The following is a 22,850-nucleotide window of genomic DNA, read 5'->3' on the forward strand; positions in this document are numbered from 1 at the left end:
AAGATGTATATCTATTTTGATTAACGTGATGACAGGCTTTGTTTTTTATAAATTCATTAATTTCTCTTCTTGTTTAATTCGAACATATAAGAAATATGCATATGGAACTAATAAGATTGTAGTGTATGTTGCGTGTGTTAATAATAATACACCGATTAATTCTGGGATTATGTTTAAGAAATAATTTGGGTGCTTCGTAATTTTGTATAATCCTGATTTAATAATAGGGTGATTTGGTAAAATGAATAATTTTAACGTCCAGATACTGCCAAGTGTTTTAATTACCATAAATAACATGATGTAAGCAAAGATTAAAATAACTAATCCGATGCCATTTGCTAAGCTAAAAGTATCTTTATTAATAAGAACTTCTATACCTGCACAAACATAAATTAATACGTGTGTAATAGCTAATAGCTTTGAATTTTTAACGCCGTATTCAACAGCACCATCTGCTTTTAATTGTTTTGAATGATTAATTGAAATCTTTAAGCTGATTAATCGGATACAGAAAAAGATCAGTAATATAGATAAAATCATGATGTCCTCCGTCATTATGTTTATATGTATAAGCGTTGATTTTGACAACATAAAGTATTTTATAGATAAAGCCTGTCAAATACTATTAACTATTTATTAATTTTAGTACATAAATATGTCCTTCAATACTAGTTTATGTTCAGTTTTTGGGATAATTTAATAATTTTAAGGATATTAAGCGCTTACAACATCGTGCTATATTTGGCTTAACGAAATTGATAGAGGTGACAGAGATGAACTTTTTTGATATCCATAAGGTTCCAAACAAAGGCATTCCATTATCAGTACAACGTAAATTATGGCTTAGAAACTTTATGCAAGCTTTCTTCGTTGTGTTCTTTGTGTATATGGCTATGTACTTAATTCGAAACAACTTTAAAGCGGCACAACCATTTTTAAAAGAAGAAATCGGATTATCTACATTGGAACTTGGTTATATCGGATTAGCATTTAGTATCACGTACGGTTTAGGGAAAACGTTGCTTGGTTATTTTGTCGATGGACGTAACACAAAACGTATTATTTCTTTCTTACTTATTTTATCTGCTATTACAGTTTTAATTATGGGATTCGTATTAAGTTACTTTGGTTCTGTAATGGGATTATTAATTGTTCTTTGGGGACTTAACGGAGTATTTCAATCGGTTGGTGGACCTGCAAGTTATTCAACAATTTCACGATGGGCACCTCGAACGAAACGTGGTCGTTATTTAGGGTTCTGGAATACATCTCATAATATTGGTGGTGCCATTGCAGGTGGTGTCGCACTTTGGGGGGCTAATGTATTCTTCCATGGTAATGTTATAGGTATGTTCATTTTCCCTTCAGTAATCGCATTACTTATTGGTATCGCAACGTTATTTATCGGAAAAGACGATCCAGAAGAATTAGGTTGGAATCGTGCTGAAGAAATTTGGGAAGAGCCGGTTGATAAGGAAAATATTGATTCTCAAGGTATGACGAAATGGGAAATCTTTAAAAAATATATCCTGGGAAATCCGGTTATATGGATTCTATGTATCTCGAACGTATTTGTATATATCGTGCGTATCGGTATTGATAACTGGGCGCCATTATATGTGTCAGAGCATTTACACTTTAATAAAGGTGATGCAGTTAACACAATTTTCTACTTTGAAATTGGTGCATTAGTTGCAAGTTTATTATGGGGTTATGTATCAGACTTGTTAAAAGGACGACGCGCAATTGTAGCTATTGGATGTATGTTCATGATTACATTCGTTGTATTGTTCTATACAAATGCGACAAGTGTAACAATGGTAAATATTTCATTGTTTGCATTAGGTGCTTTAATATTCGGCCCACAACTATTAATCGGTGTATCATTAACTGGTTTTGTTCCTAAAAATGCCATTAGTGTGGCTAACGGTATGACAGGTTCATTCGCTTATTTATTCGGTGACTCAATGGCTAAAGTTGGATTAGCTGCTATTGCAGATCCAACACGTAATGGTTTGAATGTTTTTGGCTATACACTAAGTGGTTGGACAGATGTGTTTATCGTCTTCTATGTAGCGTTATTCCTAGGCATGATTTTGTTAGGTGTCGTTGCATATTATGAAGAAAAGAAAATTAGAAGTTTAAAAATTTAATATAAATAATTCAGAGGTTTGTCAATTAATTACTTTCATTTTGGCAATACCTGCCCCGAAGGCATGTGCGTGAAGAGATGAAAGATACTGCTTCTACCCTTGCAAATATATCATCTCTATGTCTCGGGGCAGATTATAATTCCCTGTTATGAAGTATCCTTATTTGCCCGACTTAGGGTGACTCAATGAATTTACTCCCTACAATATAGACATATAGCGGTGTCGATATAGTAGGGAGTATTTGTTGTATAGATAATTATTAGTGATGCTATTTTGTTTGTTTACTATAATCACTCGGCGACATTTGTAAATATTTTTTAAAATGATAGCTGAACATTTTATATTCTGAAAAGCCAACTTTATCTGCAATTTCATAATGCTTATAATGACGATCAAGGAGTTGTAGAGATTGTAAAATACGATAGCGATTTAAATAATCGACAATTGTAATGCCAACGTGGTCTTTAAATGTGCGCATTGCATATGATTCACTAACTTCAATATGTTGAATTAAATCTGACACAGATACTTTCGTTTGATAAGATTGCTTAATTTGATCGATTATCTGATTAACATAATAATCATCATATTCCACTTTTAATAATGGCTGGAAAGCGTCGTGGCAAGGAGCTAAGCTACGTCCGTAATGTGACTGTTGCTCTAATAACATTCGAACAAGTCGCTTTAAAATACCTTCTAATTGAGCGTGATCTACGGGCTTTAATAAATAATCTAGAACATGGTGTTGAATGCCAGCTTTCATATATTCGAAATCATCATAACTGGATAATATGATAACATTGCAATTTAAATGTCCAATATCATTGAGTAAATCGACGCCATTTTTTCGAGGCATACGAATATCAGTGATAACTAAAGCAGGTTGATGTTGACGAATGAGTGACAGAGCTTCAACGCCATCTTTAGCAGTATATATCGTGTTAAAATGATATTCTCCCCAAGGAATCATTTGTTTTAAACCTTCTCGTATAATACGTTCATCATCACAAATCACAACTTTAAACATCTACATTCCCCCTTGAAATTGGTATTTTATAACAAATTAATGTGCCTTGATTTGGTTTTGAAAAAATATGAAGGCGAGCAATTGAGCCGTATTGAATCATCGCCTTATTATGTAAATGATTTAAACCTAGATGTTCAGTATCAAATACATCATCATTTAGTGATTGACGCACATGTTTTAATTGGGAATCTGACATACCGATACCATTATCGCAAACTAAAATATGCAAAGCATGAGGTCTTAATGATAGTCTAATTTTGATAATTAATGTTTCTGTATCTCTGCCATGTTTAATAGCATTTTCCACGAGAGGTTGAATCATCATTTTCCCAATAGTTTGGTGTCGTGCATTTTCGGAACTTTCAATATGAAGTTTTATCATGTCATCGAAACGAATATTTTGTATCGCGACATACTGTTCAATATATTGTAATTCTTCGTCTAACTTGACAGTATGTGAGTTTGTACGTAGTGAATAACGCAACATTTGCGATAATTGTTGTACGACAGTTTGTGCTAGTTTAGGTGACAATGTGATTAAATATTGTATTGTTTGCATCGTGTTGAATAAAAAATGAGGTTGAAATTGACGTTCAATCTCTTTTAATTGTATATCCCTTAATCGACGTTCAGTATGTTCAATCGAGTGAATCAATTGTTCATTTGATTCAAATAAATCATAGATATAATTATTTATTTCTTCTAGTTCGCTATTATTATTTAATGGTGTATAAGCACCTAGATGTCGATTTTTAGCATAGTAAATCTTTTGAATAATAGTTTCGATATCTTTCGTTTGTCGTTTAGCCATATTATCTGCGCTAACAAATCCAAAAATGACAAGTAAAAACAGAACGATAATCATGACAATCAATAATGTAATACCATCTTCAATCGTTTCATGTATATCTTTGTAAATAATGAGACGATGATCTGCGTTGTTTAGGTTTACTGACTCATTCATAAAGCCGAATTGTGCTGGTTTGTATTTTTCACCAATAGTAAAACGATCATCATTGGCATATAGAATGTTGTCATATTGATCAACAATAAGTGCAAATTGACGGCTGTCTTTTTTAATTTCACTTAATCGTGGCGTATTGGCCATATACAGCTTGAGCGTATATGTAGCATTTTTGAACTTAAGTTGGTTTTCTGAAAATAAATACATTTGTTTTGTATTTAGATGTTCATAATTGTTAGTTATAAATTGCTTCGGTCCAGATAATTCATAATAAAGTGTAGCAGGTTGTTCATGTATTAATTTTAATAATTCACGTTTTGTAACAGTAACATCATGATTATTTGTTAAATCAAGATCATTAAATGATTGATGGTTTTGTTTAATGAATGTCCGTATATGCTTCTCGGTACGTTGTAATTCTGCTTGGCTTTCATCAGTATGTTGATGAATTGTTCGATGTTCAATCCAAATATATATTGCGTAGAAGCTTATCAATCCAATAATAATTACTAAAAATACTGGGAAAATGGTTGACGCAAATAACGATCTTCTTAATTGGTGTCTATATGGTTTATATGCTGTCATTGAATCATCTCCAAAAACTTATGATGCGGAATGTTCGGTAATTTAGACTTCGGTATTAAAGGTATATTCTTCAGACTGGCAATAGATTGGTCATTTTGTTCAGTGACATCTTTTCGAATTGATTTAGCATCAAACTCAGCGACTAAACGTTGTTGTACAGACCGACTTGTTAAATATTGCACTAACTTCTTACGTTTAGGGTGAGGATGTGCATTTTTAACTAATGCAATACCGTCAACATTTAACATCGTACCTTCTGTTGGATAAATGATAGATATAGGATAGCCTTTGTTTTTCCATGTGCGTGCATCCTGCTCATAGCTAAGTCCTGCATAGTATTTACCTTTCGATACATCTTCAATAACTTTAGAAGTTTGTGAAAGTTGCATTGCGTGATTTTGAAACTGATGAACATCACTCACTTGATGATTTATACTATAAATAGCACGCATATGTTGGTAACCTGTGGTTGTTGTGTTTGGATTAGAATATGCGATACGTCCTTTAAGCACAGGTTGCAACAAATCTTTATAACCTCGAATGGCAATATCACCTTGTAAGTCTTTATTCACCACAATTACTGTAGGCATTAAAAGAAAACTGGTTACATATTTATTGTTTGATTGATAATCATCTAGTTGTTGTGTGACAGAACGATCTTGATAGGGTACAAAATCCTCTGGATGATCAATCGTTTCTGATAATACGCCACCCATAAAGACATCACCACGTTCAGAAAGTTTCTCCTTATGTAAATTCGAAAGCAATACTTGTGTAGATCCTCGTTTAATTTCTATTTTGACGTGTTCTCGTTTTTCAAAATCATTTAAAATCGGACGAATTAAATTTGCTGGATACGGGGAGTATACGGTTAATACGTTCTTTTCTGTTTCTGAATGATGTGTATTTGAACATGCTGCTAAAAAAATGAGAAATAATAGTAAGGTATAAGTTTTTAATTTCATGATATCCCATCAATTCTATGTATATTTTAATACAATAATTTTAGCAATAAATGATGCATAAGTAATGTTAAATATGTAGAAAAGTTTTAAATATGACTTGTTAAGTCGTTTCAAATATTGTGAATAGCAGATGATTTTAGTTTGTCAAGATGACTTGCCGAGGCTGTAAAACTAAACTGTTATATTTTATTTGTAGCTGTTATATAAAAAATAACGAGATATTTAATGGTTTGGAGTGAAGTTTTTAAGTAGAAAAAGGTATTTAATTTTGTCTATTCATATGTAAAATTAAATCTTTCTAAGTATTGATTTAACGCTCTTTGACAATCATTTTTTAACAACAAAAATATGCACTGATATAAACTTTTAAATCAATGAAAATCGTGAACATTATAACTGTTGTGTAACAGAATGGAAATAGCATGATACTGTTACACAAAATAGTACAGTTTCTATGTTTTGACATACATTTGATGAAATTTGTACATAATTTATGTGAAAAAAATCACAACAATCATGCTACAATGTTTATGAAAACGTTAACATAGCATTTCAAATTCACAACATTATACAAATGGAGGCGTTTAGTATGTTAGAAACAAATAAAAATCATGCAACAGCTTGGCAAGGATTTAAAGGTGGAAAATGGAACAGACATGTAGATGTTAGAGAGTTTATTCAATTAAACTACACACTTTATGAAGGCAATGATTCATTTTTAGAAGGTCCAACAGAAGCAACTTCTAAACTTTGGGAACAAGTAATGCAGTTATCGAAAGAAGAACGTGAACGTGGCGGCATGTGGGATATGGATACAAAAGTAGCTTCAACAATCACATCTCATGATGCTGGTTATTTAGACAAAGATTTAGAAACAATTGTAGGTGTGCAAACTGAAAAACCATTCAAACGTTCAATGCAACCATTTGGTGGTATTCGTATGGCGAAAGCAGCTTGTGAAGCTTACGGTTACGAATTAGACGAAGAAACTGAAAAAATCTTTACAGACTATCGTAAAACTCATAACCAAGGTGTATTCGATGCATACTCAAGAGAAATGTTGAACTGTCGTAAAGCAGGTGTAATCACTGGTTTACCTGACGCATACGGACGTGGACGTATTATCGGTGACTATCGTCGTGTTGCATTATACGGTGTAGATTTCTTAATGGAAGAAAAAATGCATGACTTCAACACGATGTCTACAGAAATGTCAGAAGATGTGATTCGTTTACGTGAAGAATTATCAGAACAATATCGTGCATTAAAAGAATTAAAAGAACTTGGACAAAAATATGGCTTCGATTTAAGCCGTCCAGCTGAAAACTTTAAAGAAGCAGTTCAATGGTTATACTTAGCATACCTTGCTGCAATTAAAGAACAAAACGGTGCAGCAATGAGTTTAGGTCGTACATCAACATTCTTAGATATCTATGCTGAACGTGACCTTAAAGCAGGTGTAATTACTGAAAGCGAAGTTCAAGAAATTATTGACCACTTCATCATGAAATTACGTATTGTTAAATTTGCTCGTACACCTGATTACAATGAATTATTCTCTGGAGACCCAACTTGGGTAACTGAATCTATCGGTGGTGTTGGTATCGACGGACGTCCACTTGTTACGAAAAACTCATTCCGTTTCTTACATTCATTAGATAACTTAGGCCCAGCACCAGAGCCAAACTTAACAGTATTATGGTCAGTGCGTTTACCTGATAACTTCAAAACATACTGTGCAAAAATGAGTATTAAAACAAGTTCTATCCAATATGAAAATGATGACATTATGCGTGAAAGCTATGGTGATGACTATGGTATCGCATGTTGTGTATCAGCGATGACAATTGGTAAACAAATGCAATTCTTCGGTGCACGTGCGAACTTAGCTAAAACATTACTTTATGCTATCAATGGTGGTAAAGACGAAAAATCTGGCGCGCAAGTAGGTCCTAACTTCGAAGGTATTAACAGCGAAGTATTAGAATATGACGAAGTATTCAAGAAATTCGATCAAATGATGGATTGGCTTGCAGGTGTTTACATTAACTCATTAAATGTCATTCACTACATGCATGATAAATATAGCTATGAACGTATTGAAATGGCGTTACATGATACAGAAATTGTACGTACAATGGCTACAGGTATCGCTGGTTTATCAGTAGTGGCTGACTCATTATCTGCAATTAAATATGCACAAGTTAAACCAATTCGTAACGAAGAAGGTCTTGTAGTAGACTTTGAAATTGAAGGCGATTTCCCTAAATATGGTAACAATGATAACCGTGTAGATGATATCGCAATTGATTTAGTAGAACGCTTCATGACTAAATTACGTAGCCATAAAACATATCGTGATTCAGAACATACAATGAGTGTATTAACAATTACTTCAAACGTTGTATACGGTAAGAAAACTGGTAATACACCAGATGGACGTAAAGCTGGCGAACCATTCGCACCAGGTGCAAACCCAATGCATGGTCGTGACCAAAAAGGTGCTTTATCTTCATTAAGTTCTGTTGCGAAGATTCCTTACGACTGCTGTAAAGATGGTATCTCAAACACATTCAGTATCGTACCGAAATCATTAGGTAAAGAACCAGAAGATCAAAACCGTAACTTAACTAGTATGTTAGATGGTTATGCAATGCAATGTGGTCACCACTTAAATATTAACGTATTTAACCGTGAAACATTAATAGATGCAATGGAACATCCAGAAGAATATCCACAATTAACAATCCGTGTATCTGGATACGCTGTTAACTTCATTAAATTAACACGTGAGCAACAATTAGATGTAATTTCTCGTACATTCCATGAAAGTATGTAACAAAATTTAAGGTGGGAGCACTATGCTAAAGGGACACTTACATTCTGTCGAAAGTTTGGGTACTGTCGACGGTCCGGGATTAAGATATATATTATTTACACAAGGATGCTTACTTCGATGCTTGTATTGTCACAATCCAGATACTTGGAAAATCAATGAGCCATCAAGAGAAGTTACAGTTGATGAAATGGTGAATGAAATTTTACCATACAAACCATACTTTGATACATCAGGTGGTGGTGTAACAGTGAGTGGTGGCGAACCATTATTACAAATGCCATTCTTAGAAAAACTGTTTGCAGAGTTACAAGAAAATGGTGTGCACACTTGCTTAGATACGTCAGCTGGTTGTGCCAATGATACTAAAGCGTTTCAAAGGCATTTTGAAGAATTGCAAAGACATACAGACTTAATATTGTTAGATATTAAACATATCGATAATGAAAAACATATCAAATTGACAGGAAAGCCTAATACACACATCCTTAACTTCGCGCGCAAACTGTCAGATATGAAACAACCTGTGTGGATTCGTCATGTCCTTGTGCCGGGGTATTCTGATGATAAAGAAGATTTAATTAAACTAGGTGAATTTATTAATTCTCTAGATAACGTCGAAAAGTTTGAAATTCTACCATATCATCAGTTAGGTGTTCATAAGTGGAAGACATTGGGTATTGCATATGAATTAGAAGATGTAGAAGCGCCCGATGATGAAGCTGTTAAAGCAGCCTACCGTTATGTTAATTTCAAAGGGAAAATTCCCGTTGAATTATAAATACAATTCAGACCGAAAAGAAAGCATATGCAACTTCGTGATTGAAGCGGCATATGCTTCTTTTTCAATTGAGTACTAGCAAGCCGCAGTATGTATATGAAACAAGTCAAACAATTGTTGAATGAAGATGTTCTTTGCAAGTAGCTATTCTAATGACTAATGTGATGCCTCATTGAAGATGGATTTTAATATTATCATATAGGTGATGTTGAGTTGGTTATTAATTGCTATTTGCATATGAATATGAGTCTTTTCAAATTTTTATTGACCCTGAGTAATGAAAAATATTAAGATGAAACTTAATATTAAAGCAATGCGGAGCGTGATTATGAAGAGAATTAGTAAAGATATATGGACAGTATTTAAATTACTGTATCAAAATAAAGGGCGCTTTAGTATTAACGCCTTACTATTGCAGTTAATCATGATTTTTATTAGTAGTACATACTTAATTTTACTATTTAATATGATGTTAAAAGTAGCTGGGCAAAGCCAACTTACGATTAATAATTGGACGGAAATCATAAGTCATCCTGCCAGTGTGATACTTCTTATTATCTTCATATTAAGTGTTGCCTTTCTGATTTATGTCGAATTTTCATTATTAGTTTATATGGTTTATGCGGGCTTTGATCGACAAATTATTACGTTCAAATCGATTTTTCAAAATGCTTTTGTAAATGTGCGTAAATTAGTCGGCGTACCTGTTATTTTCTTTATTATATATTTAGTATTAATGATACCGATTGCCAATTTAGGTTTAAGTTCCGTACTGACGAAGAACATTTATATACCTAAATTTTTAACAGAAGAACTTATGAAAACGACAAAGGGGATTATCATATACGGAACCTTTATGGTTGCTGTTTTCATTTTAAACTTCAAATTAATATTCACTTTACCGCTGACGATTTTAAATAGGCAATCATTATTTAAAAATATGAGATTGAGCTGGCAAATTACGAAGCGGAATAAATTTCGATTAGTAATAGAAATTGTTATATTAGAAATCATCATTGGTGCGATTTTAACATTAATTATTTCCGGGGCAACTTTTTTAGCCATTTATGTAGATGAAGAAGGAGATAAGTTTTTAGTATCATCCATTTTATTTGTTGTACTGAAAAGCGCTTTATTCTTCTATTATTTATTTACGAAATTATCATTAATCAGTGTGTTAGTACTTCACTTAAAACAAGAAAATGTATTAGATCAACCGGGATTAGAATTTAAATACCCAAAACCAAAACGTAAGTCTAAATTTTTCATTGTATCGATGTTGTTAGCGGTGACTTGTTTTATCGGTTATAACATGTATTTGTTGTACAATAATTCAATTAATCAAAACATTTCGATTATCGGGCACCGTGGTTTTGAAGATAAAGGTGTTGAAAATTCGATTCCGTCATTGAAAGCTGCGGCTAAAGCAAAAGTTGAATATGTTGAGTTAGATACGATGATGACCAAAGATAAACAATTTGTAGTTAGTCATGATAATAATTTGAAGCGTTTAACAGGTATTAATAAAAATATCTCTGAGTCTAATTTTAAAGATGTAGTTGGATTAAAAATGCGTCAAAATGGACATGAAGCAAAACTTGTATCATTGGATGCATTTATTGAAGCGGCTAAAAAAGAAAATGTAAAGTTATTAGTAGAATTGAAGTCACACGGTAAAGAACCTAGTGATTATACAGAACGTGTAATTGAGATTCTGAAAAAGCATGGTGTTGAACATGAATATAGAGTGATGTCATTGGATTACGATATAATGACTAAATTGAAAAAAGAAGCACCATACATTAAGTGTGGTTATATCATCCCTTTACAATTTGGACATTTTAAGGAAACGTCATTAGACTTCTTTGTTATTGAAGATTTTTCATATACACCAAGGTTGGTCAATCAGGCACATATGGAAAATAAAGAAGTGTATACATGGACAATTAATGGAGAAGAAGATCTTACGAAATATTTACAAACGAACGTTGATGGTATCATTACAGATGATCCAGCATTAGCTGATGATATAAAAGAAGCTAAAAAACATGAAACATACTTCGATCGATCTATTAGAATTTTATTTGAATAGCATAAAGGCCTCTAGAAGTTATCGTAATGATACTTTTAGAGGTCTTTTTAATGCGTCATAGTGAATTAAGTATTCATATGAAAGTAGATGGAACATTGTTAATAATGATATGTTAAAGACTGTTGGATTGAACATTATTAGTTAGTGATGAATAAATATTTTCCAATCTATATTTTGCTTTAGTCATTTGATCCAAATTTTTAGTACGTATAGCAGACTTAGCAATATAATGTGCTGCCATAATATCTCGTTTTTGATATGCATCTAAATGTAGATGCGCTAATTTGTTTATATCAGTATTTGTGATTAATGTATGTAATTGGTCTACAAGCGCTTGATGTTGATACGTATGAGCTGTTGTTTCGGACTTGCGAGTTAATGTTATCCCAGTCGTATCAAGGAGTGCAGCTTTAATGCCAGTTACTAAATAATTTTTGATTTTCATGTGTGTTGTCATGTTTTATTACTCCTTTGATGTACATGAATCAAAAAGATTATACACTATTATATATTGTAATGCTAATTAACTTTAACCAAAAGATAGTTAATGATTCGTTTATTCTAGTTAATATATAGTTAATGTCTTTTAATATTTTGTTTCTTTAAAGTAGGTTGGGCAATTACATTTTGGAGGAAAACAAAAATTATGAAAAAGCAAATAATTTCGCTAGGCGCATTAGCAGTTGCATCTAGCTTATTTACATGGGATAACAAAGCGGATGCGATAGTGGGTAAAGACTATAGTAAAGAATCAAGGGTGAAAGAAGAGAGCAAAAATGATTCGCCAATTTCAAATGCCTATTATTGGGGAGTAGTGAAAAATCTAGAAACTCAATTTGCTGAAGCAGTTGATTTATTAGAAGACTACCAATATGGCGAAAAAGAGTATAAAAATGCTAAAGATAAACTGATGACAAGAATTTTGGGTGAAGATCAGTATTTATTAAAGAAAAAAATTGATGAGTATAATTTATATAAAGAATGGTATAAAAAGTTTAAAGAGAAAAAACCTAATGATAATTCAAAAATGACTTCTTTCGATAATTATAATTTATATAATTTTACAATGAAAGAATATAATGATATTAGGCTTTCTTTAAAAGAGGCAGTAGATCAATTCCGTAAAGATGTGGACAATATACAATCACAAAAGGTAGGACTAAAATCATATAGTAAAGATGAAGAAGATAAAGCCACAGATGATGTTTATAGCCTTGTGTGCGAAGTTGATACACTATTTGCATCTTACTATGGACATGACAAATATGATCAAAATGCTAAAGAATTACGTGCTAAATTAGATTTAATACTTGGTGATAAAGACAATCCACATAAGATTAGTAACGAGCGAATTAAAAAAGAAATGATGGATGATTTAAATTCAATTATTGATGATTTCTTTATGGAGACTAATCAAAACAGGCCAAAAACTATAACGAAATTTGATTGGGATAAGCATAATTATAGAAATAAGCCAGAAAACAAGACAAATTTTGATGCTTTAGTTAAAGAAACAAGAGAAGCGGTTGAAAAAGCAGACGAATCTTGGAAAACTAAAACTGTCAAAAGTTATGGTGAAACTGAAACAAAATCGCCAGTAGCAAAAGAAGAGAAAAAAGTTGAAGATTCTCAATCGCCTAAAGTTGATAACCAACAAGAAGTTAAAACTACAGTTGATAAAACTGAGGAAGCAACATTACCAGTTGCACAACCTCTTGTTAAGATTCCAGGAGGAACAATTACTGGCGAAACTGTAAAAGGTCCAGACTATCTAACTATGGAAAATAAAACGTTACAAGGTGAAATAGTAAAAGGACCAGAATATCCAACAATGGAGCAAAGTTCTTCTTCTTTAAGTGATAATTATACACAACCGTCTGTTACTTTACCTACAATTACAGGTGAATCTAAAGTAACAAACCCTGTTGAATCAACTTTAAAAGGTATTGAAGGCAACTCATCTAAACTTGAAATAAAAACACAAGGTACTGAATCAACGTTGAAAGGTATCCAAGGAGACTCAACTAAACTAGAGATTAAACCTCAAGTAACTGAATCAACAGAAGCTACACAATATCCAGCAAGACCACAATTTAACAAAACACCTAAGTATGTTAAATATAGAGATGCTGGCACTGGTATCCGTGAATATAATGATGGAACATTTGGATATGAAGCAAGACCTAGATTTAACAAACCGGCAGAGACAAACGCATATAACGTAACAACGCATGCGAATGGTCAAGTAACATACGGAGCGCGCCCAACAACTAAGAAACCGGCAGAGACAAATGCATACAACGTAACAACACATGCAAACGGCCAAGTGTCGTACGGCGCACGCCCAACAACTAAGAAACCAGCAGAGACAAACGCATACAACGTAACAACGCATGCAGACGGCCAAGTGTCATATGGAGCACGTCCAACAACTAAGAAACCAGCAGAGACAAACGCATACAACGTAACGGCACATGCAAATGGCACAGTGTCATATGGAGCACGCCCGACACAAAACAAACCAAGCAAAACCAACGCATATAACGTAACAACACATGCAGATGGTACTGCAACTTATGGACCTAGAGTAACAAAATAAATTTGTAACTTTATCCTTCATCAACATTAAGCAATATTATTAACAGAAAACGATATGTATCTTAAAACTAAGCAATCATGTATTGAATGGTTTCCCCACCAGGTTAATACATCACACAGACAAAATCATATCTTTTTATTATTCATCATTTTAGTCGCAAAATGAACATGACCTAACACTTCATAAACCCTATTAAATAAACCACACACATCATTGTGAAATACGACGATTGTATAAGCAACATATGCTTTTGCAAGTCGTATCGAAAGTGAACGATAAATATTGAATTGAACATTCAACATTTAAGTACATTTCGATAACACAATAATGTGGGTGGTTTTCTTTATTTTCAAAAATAAAATATTTCAGTTGAAGCGTAACTCAAGTAAATATTATCAGATTAAAGGTCCTCAATCTGTAACAATCACATCAATAATTAAACGGCATATGGCTTTAAGTAACTCTATACGTTCCTAGATAAACGCTCTATACATTCACTAATAATTTGAAGGGACCTTAATATAATTTCCAAAATTCAATTTTCCCAATCTAACGATATGCCGAACTATACAATTGAATCTCCAATTTATTTAGTTACCAAATTTCGCACAGTGATAACATTAATCCGATTCCACCTTCATCCATAATCAAACAATCTAATGAATATACTCAAATATTGCAGCTGCGCCCATACCGACGCCAATACACATTGTCACCATGCCGTAGCGACTATCGGGACGTCTACTCATTTCAGAAAGTAAACGTGAGGTTAATATAGCACCGGTTGCACCTAATGGGTGACCTAAAGCAATAGCACCACCATTTACATTAGTACGTGATGAATCTAGACCTACCGCATTCATAGAAGCGATTGTTTGAGAAGCAAATGCCTCATTTAGTTCTACTAAGTCGATGTCTTCGATTGTTAAATTGCTGAGTGATAACACTTCAGGAATCGCATATGCAGGACCAATACCCATAATTTTTGGATCCACACCGACAGCTTTGAAACCAACGAATCGAGCGATGGGTTTCACACCTAGTTCTTTTACTTTGTCTCCTGACATTAAGACGACAAATGCTGCACCATCAGATAGTGGGGCAGATGTACCTGCAGTAACTGTGCCGTCAGCCTTAAACACTGTCGGCAATTTAGCTAATGCCTCTTTCGTTGTGTCAGGGCGAATTAACTCATCTTGTTCAAATATACCTTCTTTAAAGTCGACTCCGTCTTCAGTGTATTCAACGTATTCAACACTTATTGGAATGATTTCATCTTCAAAGCGACCTGCACGTTGTGCTTCATATGCGCGTTGATGACTTTGAACAGCATAGGTATCTTGTTCTTCTCTAGATACGCCATATTGTGACGCTACGTTTTCTGCTGTTAGTCCCATTGGATATGACGCACCCACGTTTTCAAATTGTAATATTGGATTGTTGGTAGGTTCGTTTCCACCCATAGGGACAGCACTCATTAATTCTACGCCACCTGCCACGAGTATATCTCCTTGGCCAGCCATAATTTGATTGGCTGCAGTTGCTATAGTTTGTAGCCCAGATGAACAGTAACGGTTTATAGTTTGTCCAGGAATAAAGTGCGATAAGCCTGTACGTAATGCAATCGTTCTTGCAATGTTTTGTCCTTGTAACCCTTCAGGGAAAGCAGTACCTACAATGACATCTTCAACCATATTATTATTAAACTTTCCACCAACACGACGTAACACACCTTGTAATACTTTAGCAGCAACATCATCTGGTCTTTCATAAAATAATGACCCTTGTTTTGCCTTTGCAGTAGCTGAACGTCCATAAGCTACAATATATGCTTCTTGCATGCTTATCATCCTCTCTTAATAAATGTTCTTTAATTACGTAATGGCTTACCAGTTTCTAACATATGCTTAATTCTGTCGTATGTTTTTTTAGATTTTAGTAACTCAATAAAACTGATTTTCTCTAATTTTTGGATATAGCGTTGATTAATATATGTGTTACGAAGTAGTTCGCCACCAGATAAAACATATGCAATTTCTAAGGCAATATGATAATCGTAATTACTAATAAAATGACCTAGTCTTTGCGCGTCTAATTGTCCTTCAATTAATACTTTGTAATTTTCTCCTAAACCGATATATTTGTATTTTGGTTTAGGTATATAGTTTGTTTCTGCCTCATATTTCGCGCGTTTAAGTGCAACTTCGACACGTTGTGCTGTGTTGAAAATAATCGTATCTGTATCACGTAAATAGCCATAACGGCGAGCCTCAAATGCATTAGTAGATACTTTTGCAAATGCGATGTTTGTCAGTACTTTAGTCATTGAAGCTTGTTTATCATCAAATTTATGTGATGTGTGTAAAATGCGATCTGCCATTTCTGCAAGTCCACCACCACTTGGTAATAAACCAACGCCCGCTTCAACAAGGCCAATATACGTTTCACTTGCTGCTACAACGATAGGCGAGTAAAGTACAAGCTCACATCCACCACCTAGGGCACGACCTTGTACAGCTGTGACGATTGGCTTTAAGCTATACTTCAAACGATTAAAGCTATAATGTAATTTATCAATTGATTGTGCAACGACATCATCCACAAGACCTTCTTCATGCGCCTTTTTCATTAAGAAGAGGTTAGCACCTACGCTGAAATTATTACCATCAGCATAAATAACCATACTCGTATAATGTTTGTTTTCCAGCAAATCAATCGCCTCAACTAAAGCATCATTAAATTCATCGGTAATGACATTATTTTTACTCTGTAATTTTAGTAAAAGTTGATCGTCGTGAGTTACAGAAAGTTTAGCATCACCTTTATCCCAAAGTTCATCTTTTACAAAGTGAGATACAGGTGTTGCATATTCAATCGTTTCATTCTGTTTATAAAAGCTACCGTCTAATTCATTAATCCATTGTGGTAAGTCGCCAAGTTCATCTTCCATGCGCGATTTAACACGTTCAAATCCCATCGCATCCCATAATTGGAAAGGTCCAAGCTTCCAGTTAAATCCCCAAACAAGTGCGCGGTCAATGTCACGGAAGTCATCGGTAGCTTTAGGTACATTGATGGCAGAATAATAGAAGTTATTACGTAAGGTCTCCCATAAAAATTGTCCTGCTTCATCTTGTGCATTAAAAATGACATCAAGGTTATGCGCTAAATCTTTATTAAATTCATTTAAAATAGGTGATTGTGGATGTGATACAGGAACATAATCTTGCTTTTCTTTATCGTAAACAAGACGTCCTTTAGTATCTTTATCTTTTTTATAAAATCCTTGCTTCGTTTTACGACCTAGTGCACCATTGTCAAACAATGTATTTACAACTTTAACATCGTGGAAGTAGGGTGCTTCCTCAGGGACTTGTTGCATACCTTTAATTACAGATACTGCAATATCTAATCCGACTAGGTCAGATAGGGCATATGTGCCAGTTTTAGGACGACCAATAGCTTGACCAGTTAAAGCATCCACATCTATAATGTTTAAATTTTGCTCTTCTGCGCGATACATAATATCATTCATCGTTTGTGTACCGACTCTATTTGCAACAAATCCTGGTACATCATTAACAACGATGACACCTTTGCCTAATACATTTTGCGCAAAAGATTTTACCTCTGATACGATAGAGTGTTTCGTATATGATGTAGGTATTAGCTCTACTAATTTCATAATGCGTGGTGGGTTAAAGAAATGTAGTCCAAAGAATCGTTCTTGATCCGTGTTGTTAAATGCTTTTGCAATTGCTGTAATTGGTATGCCTGATGTATTAGTAGCAAATAAAGCATCTTCTTTAGCATGATGAGCGACTTGTTGCCATACCGCATGTTTGATTTCAATGTCTTCTTTAACTGCTTCGATATATAAGTCAGCATCATCATTAGCTAAGTCATCGTTAAAATTACCATATGTTAAATTACTTGCTAAATTTAAGTCAAATAGAAGTGGTCGTTTTTTGTCTACGATTTTATCATACGATTTTTTTGCAATAAGATTTGGATTATTTTCGTCGACTACAATATCTAATAATTTTACTTTTAGACCTGCATTTACAAAAAGTGCTGCAAGTTGTGCACCCATCGTACCTGCACCAAGAACTGTTACTTTATTAATTGTCATAGTTATACCTCCAATTTAGTTGAGGATAAGATAACTTCTAAGCATTTCGAGCCAGTTTTACTATTTCATAAAATGAATTAAAAGTATCTTTGTCAGCTATCTTAACCTCTGATTTAAGGAAAGCATCATATTAAAAATAATTGTCTAGTTATGTGATACGCTAATATTTTGCAAAATCCTTATTAGCTTAAACAAATGCAGAATCACCAGTTAAGGCACGTCCAATTACTAATGCATTAATTTCATGAGTACCTTCGTATGTGTAAATTGCTTCTGCATCGGAGAAGAAACGTGCAATATCATAATCATCGGCAAGAATACCGTTGCCACCTGTAATGCCTCGTCCCATTGCTACCGTCTCGCGTAAACGTAATGCATTCATCATTTTAGCTGTAGAAGTTGCAACTTCATCATATTCACCATGTGCTTGCATGTTAGCTAATTGAGCACATGTTGCCATTGCTTGAGCTAAATTACCTTGCATCATTGCTAGCTTTTCTTGTATTAACTGATATTTACTAATTGGTTTGCCGAATTGCTTACGCTCAGTGACATAATCTAATGTGGCACGTAGTGCACCAGCCATACCACCCGTAGCCATATATGCGACACCTGCTCGTGTTGAATAAAGGATTTTAGCAATGTCTTTAAAGCTTGTTATGTTTTGTAAGCGATCTGCTTCATCTACTTTGACATTAGTTAATTTAATTAGTGCGTTAGGTACGATACGAAGGGCAATTTTGTTATCAATGACTTCAATATCCACACCATCTTGCTCTGGTCTGACAACAAAGCAATGTGGTTTGCCTGTCTCCTTATTTACAGCGAATACAGGGATTACGTCAGAAACATGTGCACCACCAATCCATTTCTTTTCGCCATTAATAACCCAAGTGTCACCTTGACGTTCTGCGACTGTTTCTAAGCCTCCTGCAACGTCAGAGCCATGCTCAGGTTCTGTTAATGCAAAGCATGTACGCAATTCATGAGACTGTAATTTTGGTACATATTTCGCGATTTGTTCTTTGCTACCCCCGAAAAAGAAAGTGTTATGCCCCAAACCTTGGTGAACACCGAGTAGGGTTGCGAGTGAAATGTCAAAACGAGCGAGTAGATAAGACATGAAAAATTGAAATAGTTGACTCGGCATTTTGGCATTTGGTCTATCTTTATAAAGTAATGGGTTATTAAAGTAATTTAATTCTCCTAAATCTTTAAAATAATCTTCAGGTACTGTGGCGTCTATCCAATGTTGATTGATATCTGGTCGATATTTACTTTCAAGTAAATTGTCAACTTGTTGTAAAAATTCAACTTCACCGTCTGTTAAACCTTTAGCAATACTAAGCACATCTTCAGGGAATAATGATTTTAAGACTTTTTCTTTTTCAAATGTCATATAAATTCCTCCTAAAAATAATATGAATATTTATGGAAATCACATACATACAAACCTTAATGAAGATATTTGTAAACGCTTACAAAACAGCGTAAAATTTTTTACTTTAATGTTTCTGATACTTTGTCATTCATCATTTGTCGAATCGCAAGTTTGTCTGGTTTTTGTGTACTATTTAACGGCATATGTGTCACAGGTACATACATTCTTGGTACTTTGTAGCCAGCCAAACGATTACGCATATGTTGATCTAACTTTTCAGCATAGTTAGGATCATCTTCGCGAAGTATGATGGCTGCTGCTATTGACTCACCATATTTTGGATGATCATAGCCTACGACAACACACCGATCAATTAGTGGATGCTCAGCTAAAGCATTTTCAACTTCAGATGGTAAGACATTTTCGCCACCTGTAATGATAAGTTCTTTTTTACGATCAATGATGAAAATATCGCCATCTTCATCCATTTTTGCTAGATCGCCTGTTAATAAATAACGACCATGAAACGATTTGGCAGTTTCTTCAGGTTTGTTCCAATATCCAGGTGTTACATTTTTCGCTTTAATAGCAAGCTCGCCGATGTCGCCAGTAGGGACTTCTTGACCATTTTCATCAAGAATTCGTGCATCAACAAACATGACTGCTTTACCAATACTCATCGGTTTGCGTTTCGAATTTTCCGGTGTATTAACGAGTACTAGAGGTGCTTCAGTTAATCCATAACCATTGATAATATTAATACCATATTGTTTAAATGCTGCTTGAATACTTGGTAATGGCTGTGAACCACCTTGAATAATGTAATCCATTGCTTTAAAATTATCAGGATTAAAATTACAGGCTCGTAGCGTACTATAATACATCGTTGGAATCATGATAATAAAAGTAGGCTTGTACTGTGCAATCATGTCGTTCAATTCTTCTCCATTAAAATAACGTTGTAGAATCAATGTGCCACCTGACATCAAAACGGGCAACACTGTATCATTAAATCCTAAAACATGGAACATAGGTGTAGATACAATCGTAATATAATTTGAATTAAACTTATATGTCAGTTCTAAGTTTGCACCATTATGAACAAATGATTCATACGAGAACATTACGCCTTTAGGTGATCCAGTAGTACCACTTGTATAAATTAACGCTGCAAGATCTTGTGGTTCGACCGGTGTTGCTTGAAAAGGTTGATGATGATTTGGATCTACAATTTCATCATATTGACGCGAATCGATATCCATGTGTAATAGCTTTTGATCAATGTTTGTTAAAGAACTTAGGTGTTTTTCTGCATAAAAGAGAAGCTTTAGTTGTGCATCTTCCACAATAGCTGCTATCTCTTTAGGACTGAGTCTCCAATTCATGGGTAAAAATACAGCACCTGTTTTAAAACAAGAAAATAGTAAATCTAATATTGCAATATCATTTGGAGCAAAAACACCTATGACATCACCTTTCTTAACACCTTGAGAAGTTAAATAATGCGCCATATTATCAGCGCGGGCGTTAAGTTGTTGGTATGTCCAAGAGGTCTGTTTTGCGTGATCAATGACAGCAGGTTTGTCATCATCGAAATCTGAACGCGTTTTAATCCAATCGAAATTCATTAGTATACCCCCTTTAGCTTCACTTTCATACTTTATGAATTGATTGTCTAAGTTGTCCCCACTTTTTTTGATAAATGCTACTATCAATCATTTTTAAATTGTCAGCAATCAATGGTTCAAATGCCATTTGATTTAATATATCTTTTTGCAAATCAAGGCCTGGTGCGATTTCAATTAGCTTTAAACCTTTATCCACTAGCTCGAATACGGCACGGTCAGTAACAAAGTATACTTCTTGATTAAGTGACCGCGAGTACTGTGCATTAAAGTCTATATGGCTTACTTCGGATACAAATTTTTTAGTATGACCTTCGTTTTCAATATCTAATTTATGTTCATAACATGATATTGTGCTCCCTGCGACGAACGTTCCTGAAAAAATAATTTTGTTAACAGATTGCGTAATGTCTATAAAACCACCACAACCATTTAATCGGTCATTAAAGTAGGACACATTGACATTGCCATATTGATCTACTTCTGCAAAGCTAAGATAAGCAACAGATACACCATTGTTATAGATAAAATCCCAAGCTTGATCATGACGCATACGTACATCTGCGTTATAGTTCATACCAAAACGTTCACGGCTTCCTACAAATCCACCAAAAATGCCGACATCTAGAATTGGTTGTACGTCATGTGCGACACGTTCTTCATAAAGCAAATTTGAAAGCTCATTGTTAATACCATAGCCAATACTAATCGTATCGCCGTATGTTAAAAATTGAGCGGCACGTCTAAGAATAAGTTTGCGATTATTAAATGGCAACGGTTGTTCAGGTATACAATCAATACGTTCTTGACCTGACAATGCAGGTAAATAATGACTTTGAATTACTTGACGATGATTGTGATCATCTTGGGTAACATATACATAATCAACAATACTTCCAGGAATAATAACATCATTTGGTTTTAGTTGATAGTCATCAACTATAGCTTTAACTTGTACGATAACGGTGCCATGATTGGCCTTAGTATTTAAAGCAACATGATAACATTCGCTCAAGTATGCTTCTTGTGTTAAATATATATTACCTTGCTTATCTGCATAGGTTCCTCTCAGCAATGCCACATCAACGCTAGGGAATGTGTAATGCAAATATGTTTCATCGCGTATGTTGACTATAGAAACTAAGTCTTCTGTAGTATACGCGTTTACTTTGCCTCCTCCATATCTGGGATCAACAGCAGTATTTAAACCAATTTTTGTAAGCACACCAGGTAAAAGATGGTTACTTTGACGATAATGAGTAGCAATGACACCTTGTGGTAAGAAGTATGCTTCAATGTCATTGTTTTTCATAGCTTGTGCTGTTTTTGACGAAGCAGTTAAAATACTCATAATGACACGCTTAATCATGCCACGTTCAATAAAGTCATCTAGATCGGGTGCAACGCCCAAACTATGGATATCATTCGCTAAAATAAAGGTTAAATCATTAGGCGTCTGGTATTTGTCGTGTTGCGCTAACACAGCACGTAGAACTTCGGCAGGTAAATTGGCAACAGCTAGAGCCGATAAACCAATCACATCACCGTCTTTAATGATATGTTGTAAATCGTGCCATGTGATTTGCTTCAAGAAATTCACCTCCATCACATCTGGAAATATAGCGTTTTTACACTTTGTGTAAACCCTTACAAGAAATATAACATAAAGAAGTTTAAATGCAATTATAAATATCTTTTTATTCTGATAAC

The 22,850-nt window shown here is 34.2% G+C and carries 15 protein-coding genes; 5 read left to right on the plus strand and 10 right to left on the minus strand.

The genetic code is table 11. The features are described 5' to 3' along the window. Positions 1-45: 45 nt before the first annotated feature. Positions 46-540, minus strand: a complete 495-nt coding sequence (locus ML436_00855) for an isoprenylcysteine carboxyl methyltransferase family protein (protein ID UMT78337.1) — start codon at positions 538-540, stop codon at positions 46-48. Between the two features lie 233 nt (positions 541-773). On the opposite strand from ML436_00855, the gene uhpT reads away from it, so the two are divergent. Further along, on the plus strand, positions 774-2,153 hold the full coding sequence (gene uhpT, locus ML436_00860) for a hexose-6-phosphate:phosphate antiporter (GenBank protein UMT78338.1): 1,380 nt from the start codon (positions 774-776) through the stop codon (positions 2,151-2,153). Positions 2,154-2,421: 268 nt separating this feature from the next. Here the strand turns inward: uhpT and ML436_00865 are convergent, their stop codons facing one another. The 3 genes from ML436_00865 to ML436_00875 are packed head-to-tail and all read right to left on the minus strand — an operon-like array spanning position 2,422 to position 5,694. Continuing rightward, entirely contained in the window at positions 2,422-3,180 is a 759-nt protein-coding gene (locus ML436_00865; GenBank protein UMT78339.1) for a response regulator, read from the minus strand. Beyond that, complete coding sequence (locus ML436_00870) at positions 3,173-4,729, minus strand: sensor histidine kinase (protein UMT78340.1); 1,557 nt, start codon at positions 4,727-4,729, stop codon at positions 3,173-3,175. The genes ML436_00865 and ML436_00870 overlap by 8 nt, the downstream gene beginning before the upstream one ends. Then, positions 4,726-5,694, minus strand: coding sequence for an extracellular solute-binding protein (locus ML436_00875; GenBank protein UMT78341.1), 969 nt, complete (start codon positions 5,692-5,694; stop codon positions 4,726-4,728). The genes ML436_00870 and ML436_00875 overlap by 4 nt, the downstream gene beginning before the upstream one ends. A 589-nt stretch (positions 5,695-6,283) precedes the next feature. Here ML436_00875 and pflB point away from each other — a divergent pair. From pflB to ML436_00890, 3 genes are all read left to right on the plus strand, one after another. Further along, the gene (gene pflB, locus ML436_00880) at positions 6,284-8,533 is read left to right on the plus strand and encodes a formate C-acetyltransferase (GenBank protein UMT78342.1); all 2,250 of its coding nucleotides are present in this window, start codon (positions 6,284-6,286) and stop codon (positions 8,531-8,533) included. Positions 8,534-8,555: 22 nt separating this feature from the next. Then, the gene (gene pflA, locus ML436_00885; protein UMT78343.1) at positions 8,556-9,311 is read left to right on the plus strand and encodes a pyruvate formate-lyase-activating protein; all 756 of its coding nucleotides are present in this window, start codon (positions 8,556-8,558) and stop codon (positions 9,309-9,311) included. Between the two features lie 328 nt (positions 9,312-9,639). Next, complete coding sequence (locus tag ML436_00890) at positions 9,640-11,403, plus strand: glycerophosphoryl diester phosphodiesterase membrane domain-containing protein (protein UMT78344.1); 1,764 nt, start codon at positions 9,640-9,642, stop codon at positions 11,401-11,403. Between the two features lie 112 nt (positions 11,404-11,515). Here ML436_00890 and ML436_00895 read toward each other — a convergent pair whose 3' ends face one another. Then, positions 11,516-11,860 (minus strand): complement inhibitor SCIN, encoded by a 345-nt coding sequence (locus ML436_00895; protein ID UMT78345.1) that lies wholly within the window; start codon positions 11,858-11,860, stop codon positions 11,516-11,518. Between the two features lie 189 nt (positions 11,861-12,049). On the opposite strand from ML436_00895, the gene coa reads away from it, so the two are divergent. Further along, positions 12,050-14,002 carry a staphylocoagulase gene (coa, locus tag ML436_00900; protein ID UMT78346.1) on the plus strand — a complete coding sequence of 651 codons (1,953 nt, stop codon included), beginning with the start codon at positions 12,050-12,052 and terminating at the stop codon, positions 14,000-14,002. A 656-nt stretch (positions 14,003-14,658) separates the two neighbouring features. Here the strand turns inward: coa and ML436_00905 are convergent. From ML436_00905 to ML436_00925, 5 genes are all read right to left on the minus strand, one after another. Continuing rightward, complete coding sequence (locus ML436_00905; GenBank protein ID UMT78347.1) at positions 14,659-15,843, minus strand: thiolase family protein; 1,185 nt, start codon at positions 15,841-15,843, stop codon at positions 14,659-14,661. 29 nt (positions 15,844-15,872) lie between these two features. Then, complete coding sequence (locus ML436_00910) at positions 15,873-18,134, minus strand: 3-hydroxyacyl-CoA dehydrogenase/enoyl-CoA hydratase family protein (protein UMT78348.1); 2,262 nt, start codon at positions 18,132-18,134, stop codon at positions 15,873-15,875. 187 nt (positions 18,135-18,321) lie between these two features. After that, the gene (locus ML436_00915; protein UMT78349.1) at positions 18,322-19,533 is read right to left on the minus strand and encodes an acyl-CoA dehydrogenase family protein; all 1,212 of its coding nucleotides are present in this window, start codon (positions 19,531-19,533) and stop codon (positions 18,322-18,324) included. Between the two features lie 101 nt (positions 19,534-19,634). Further along, complete coding sequence (locus tag ML436_00920) at positions 19,635-21,143, minus strand: acyl--CoA ligase (protein ID UMT78350.1); 1,509 nt, start codon at positions 21,141-21,143, stop codon at positions 19,635-19,637. A gap of 25 nt (positions 21,144-21,168) precedes the next feature. Further along, positions 21,169-22,746 carry an acyl CoA:acetate/3-ketoacid CoA transferase gene (locus tag ML436_00925; GenBank protein ID UMT78351.1) on the minus strand — a complete coding sequence of 526 codons (1,578 nt, stop codon included), beginning with the start codon at positions 22,744-22,746 and terminating at the stop codon, positions 21,169-21,171. Positions 22,747-22,850 lie beyond the last annotated feature (104 nt).

It is taken from the genome of Staphylococcus roterodami, assembly GCA_022493055.1.
Classification (GTDB): Bacteria; Bacillota; Bacilli; order Staphylococcales; family Staphylococcaceae; genus Staphylococcus; species Staphylococcus singaporensis.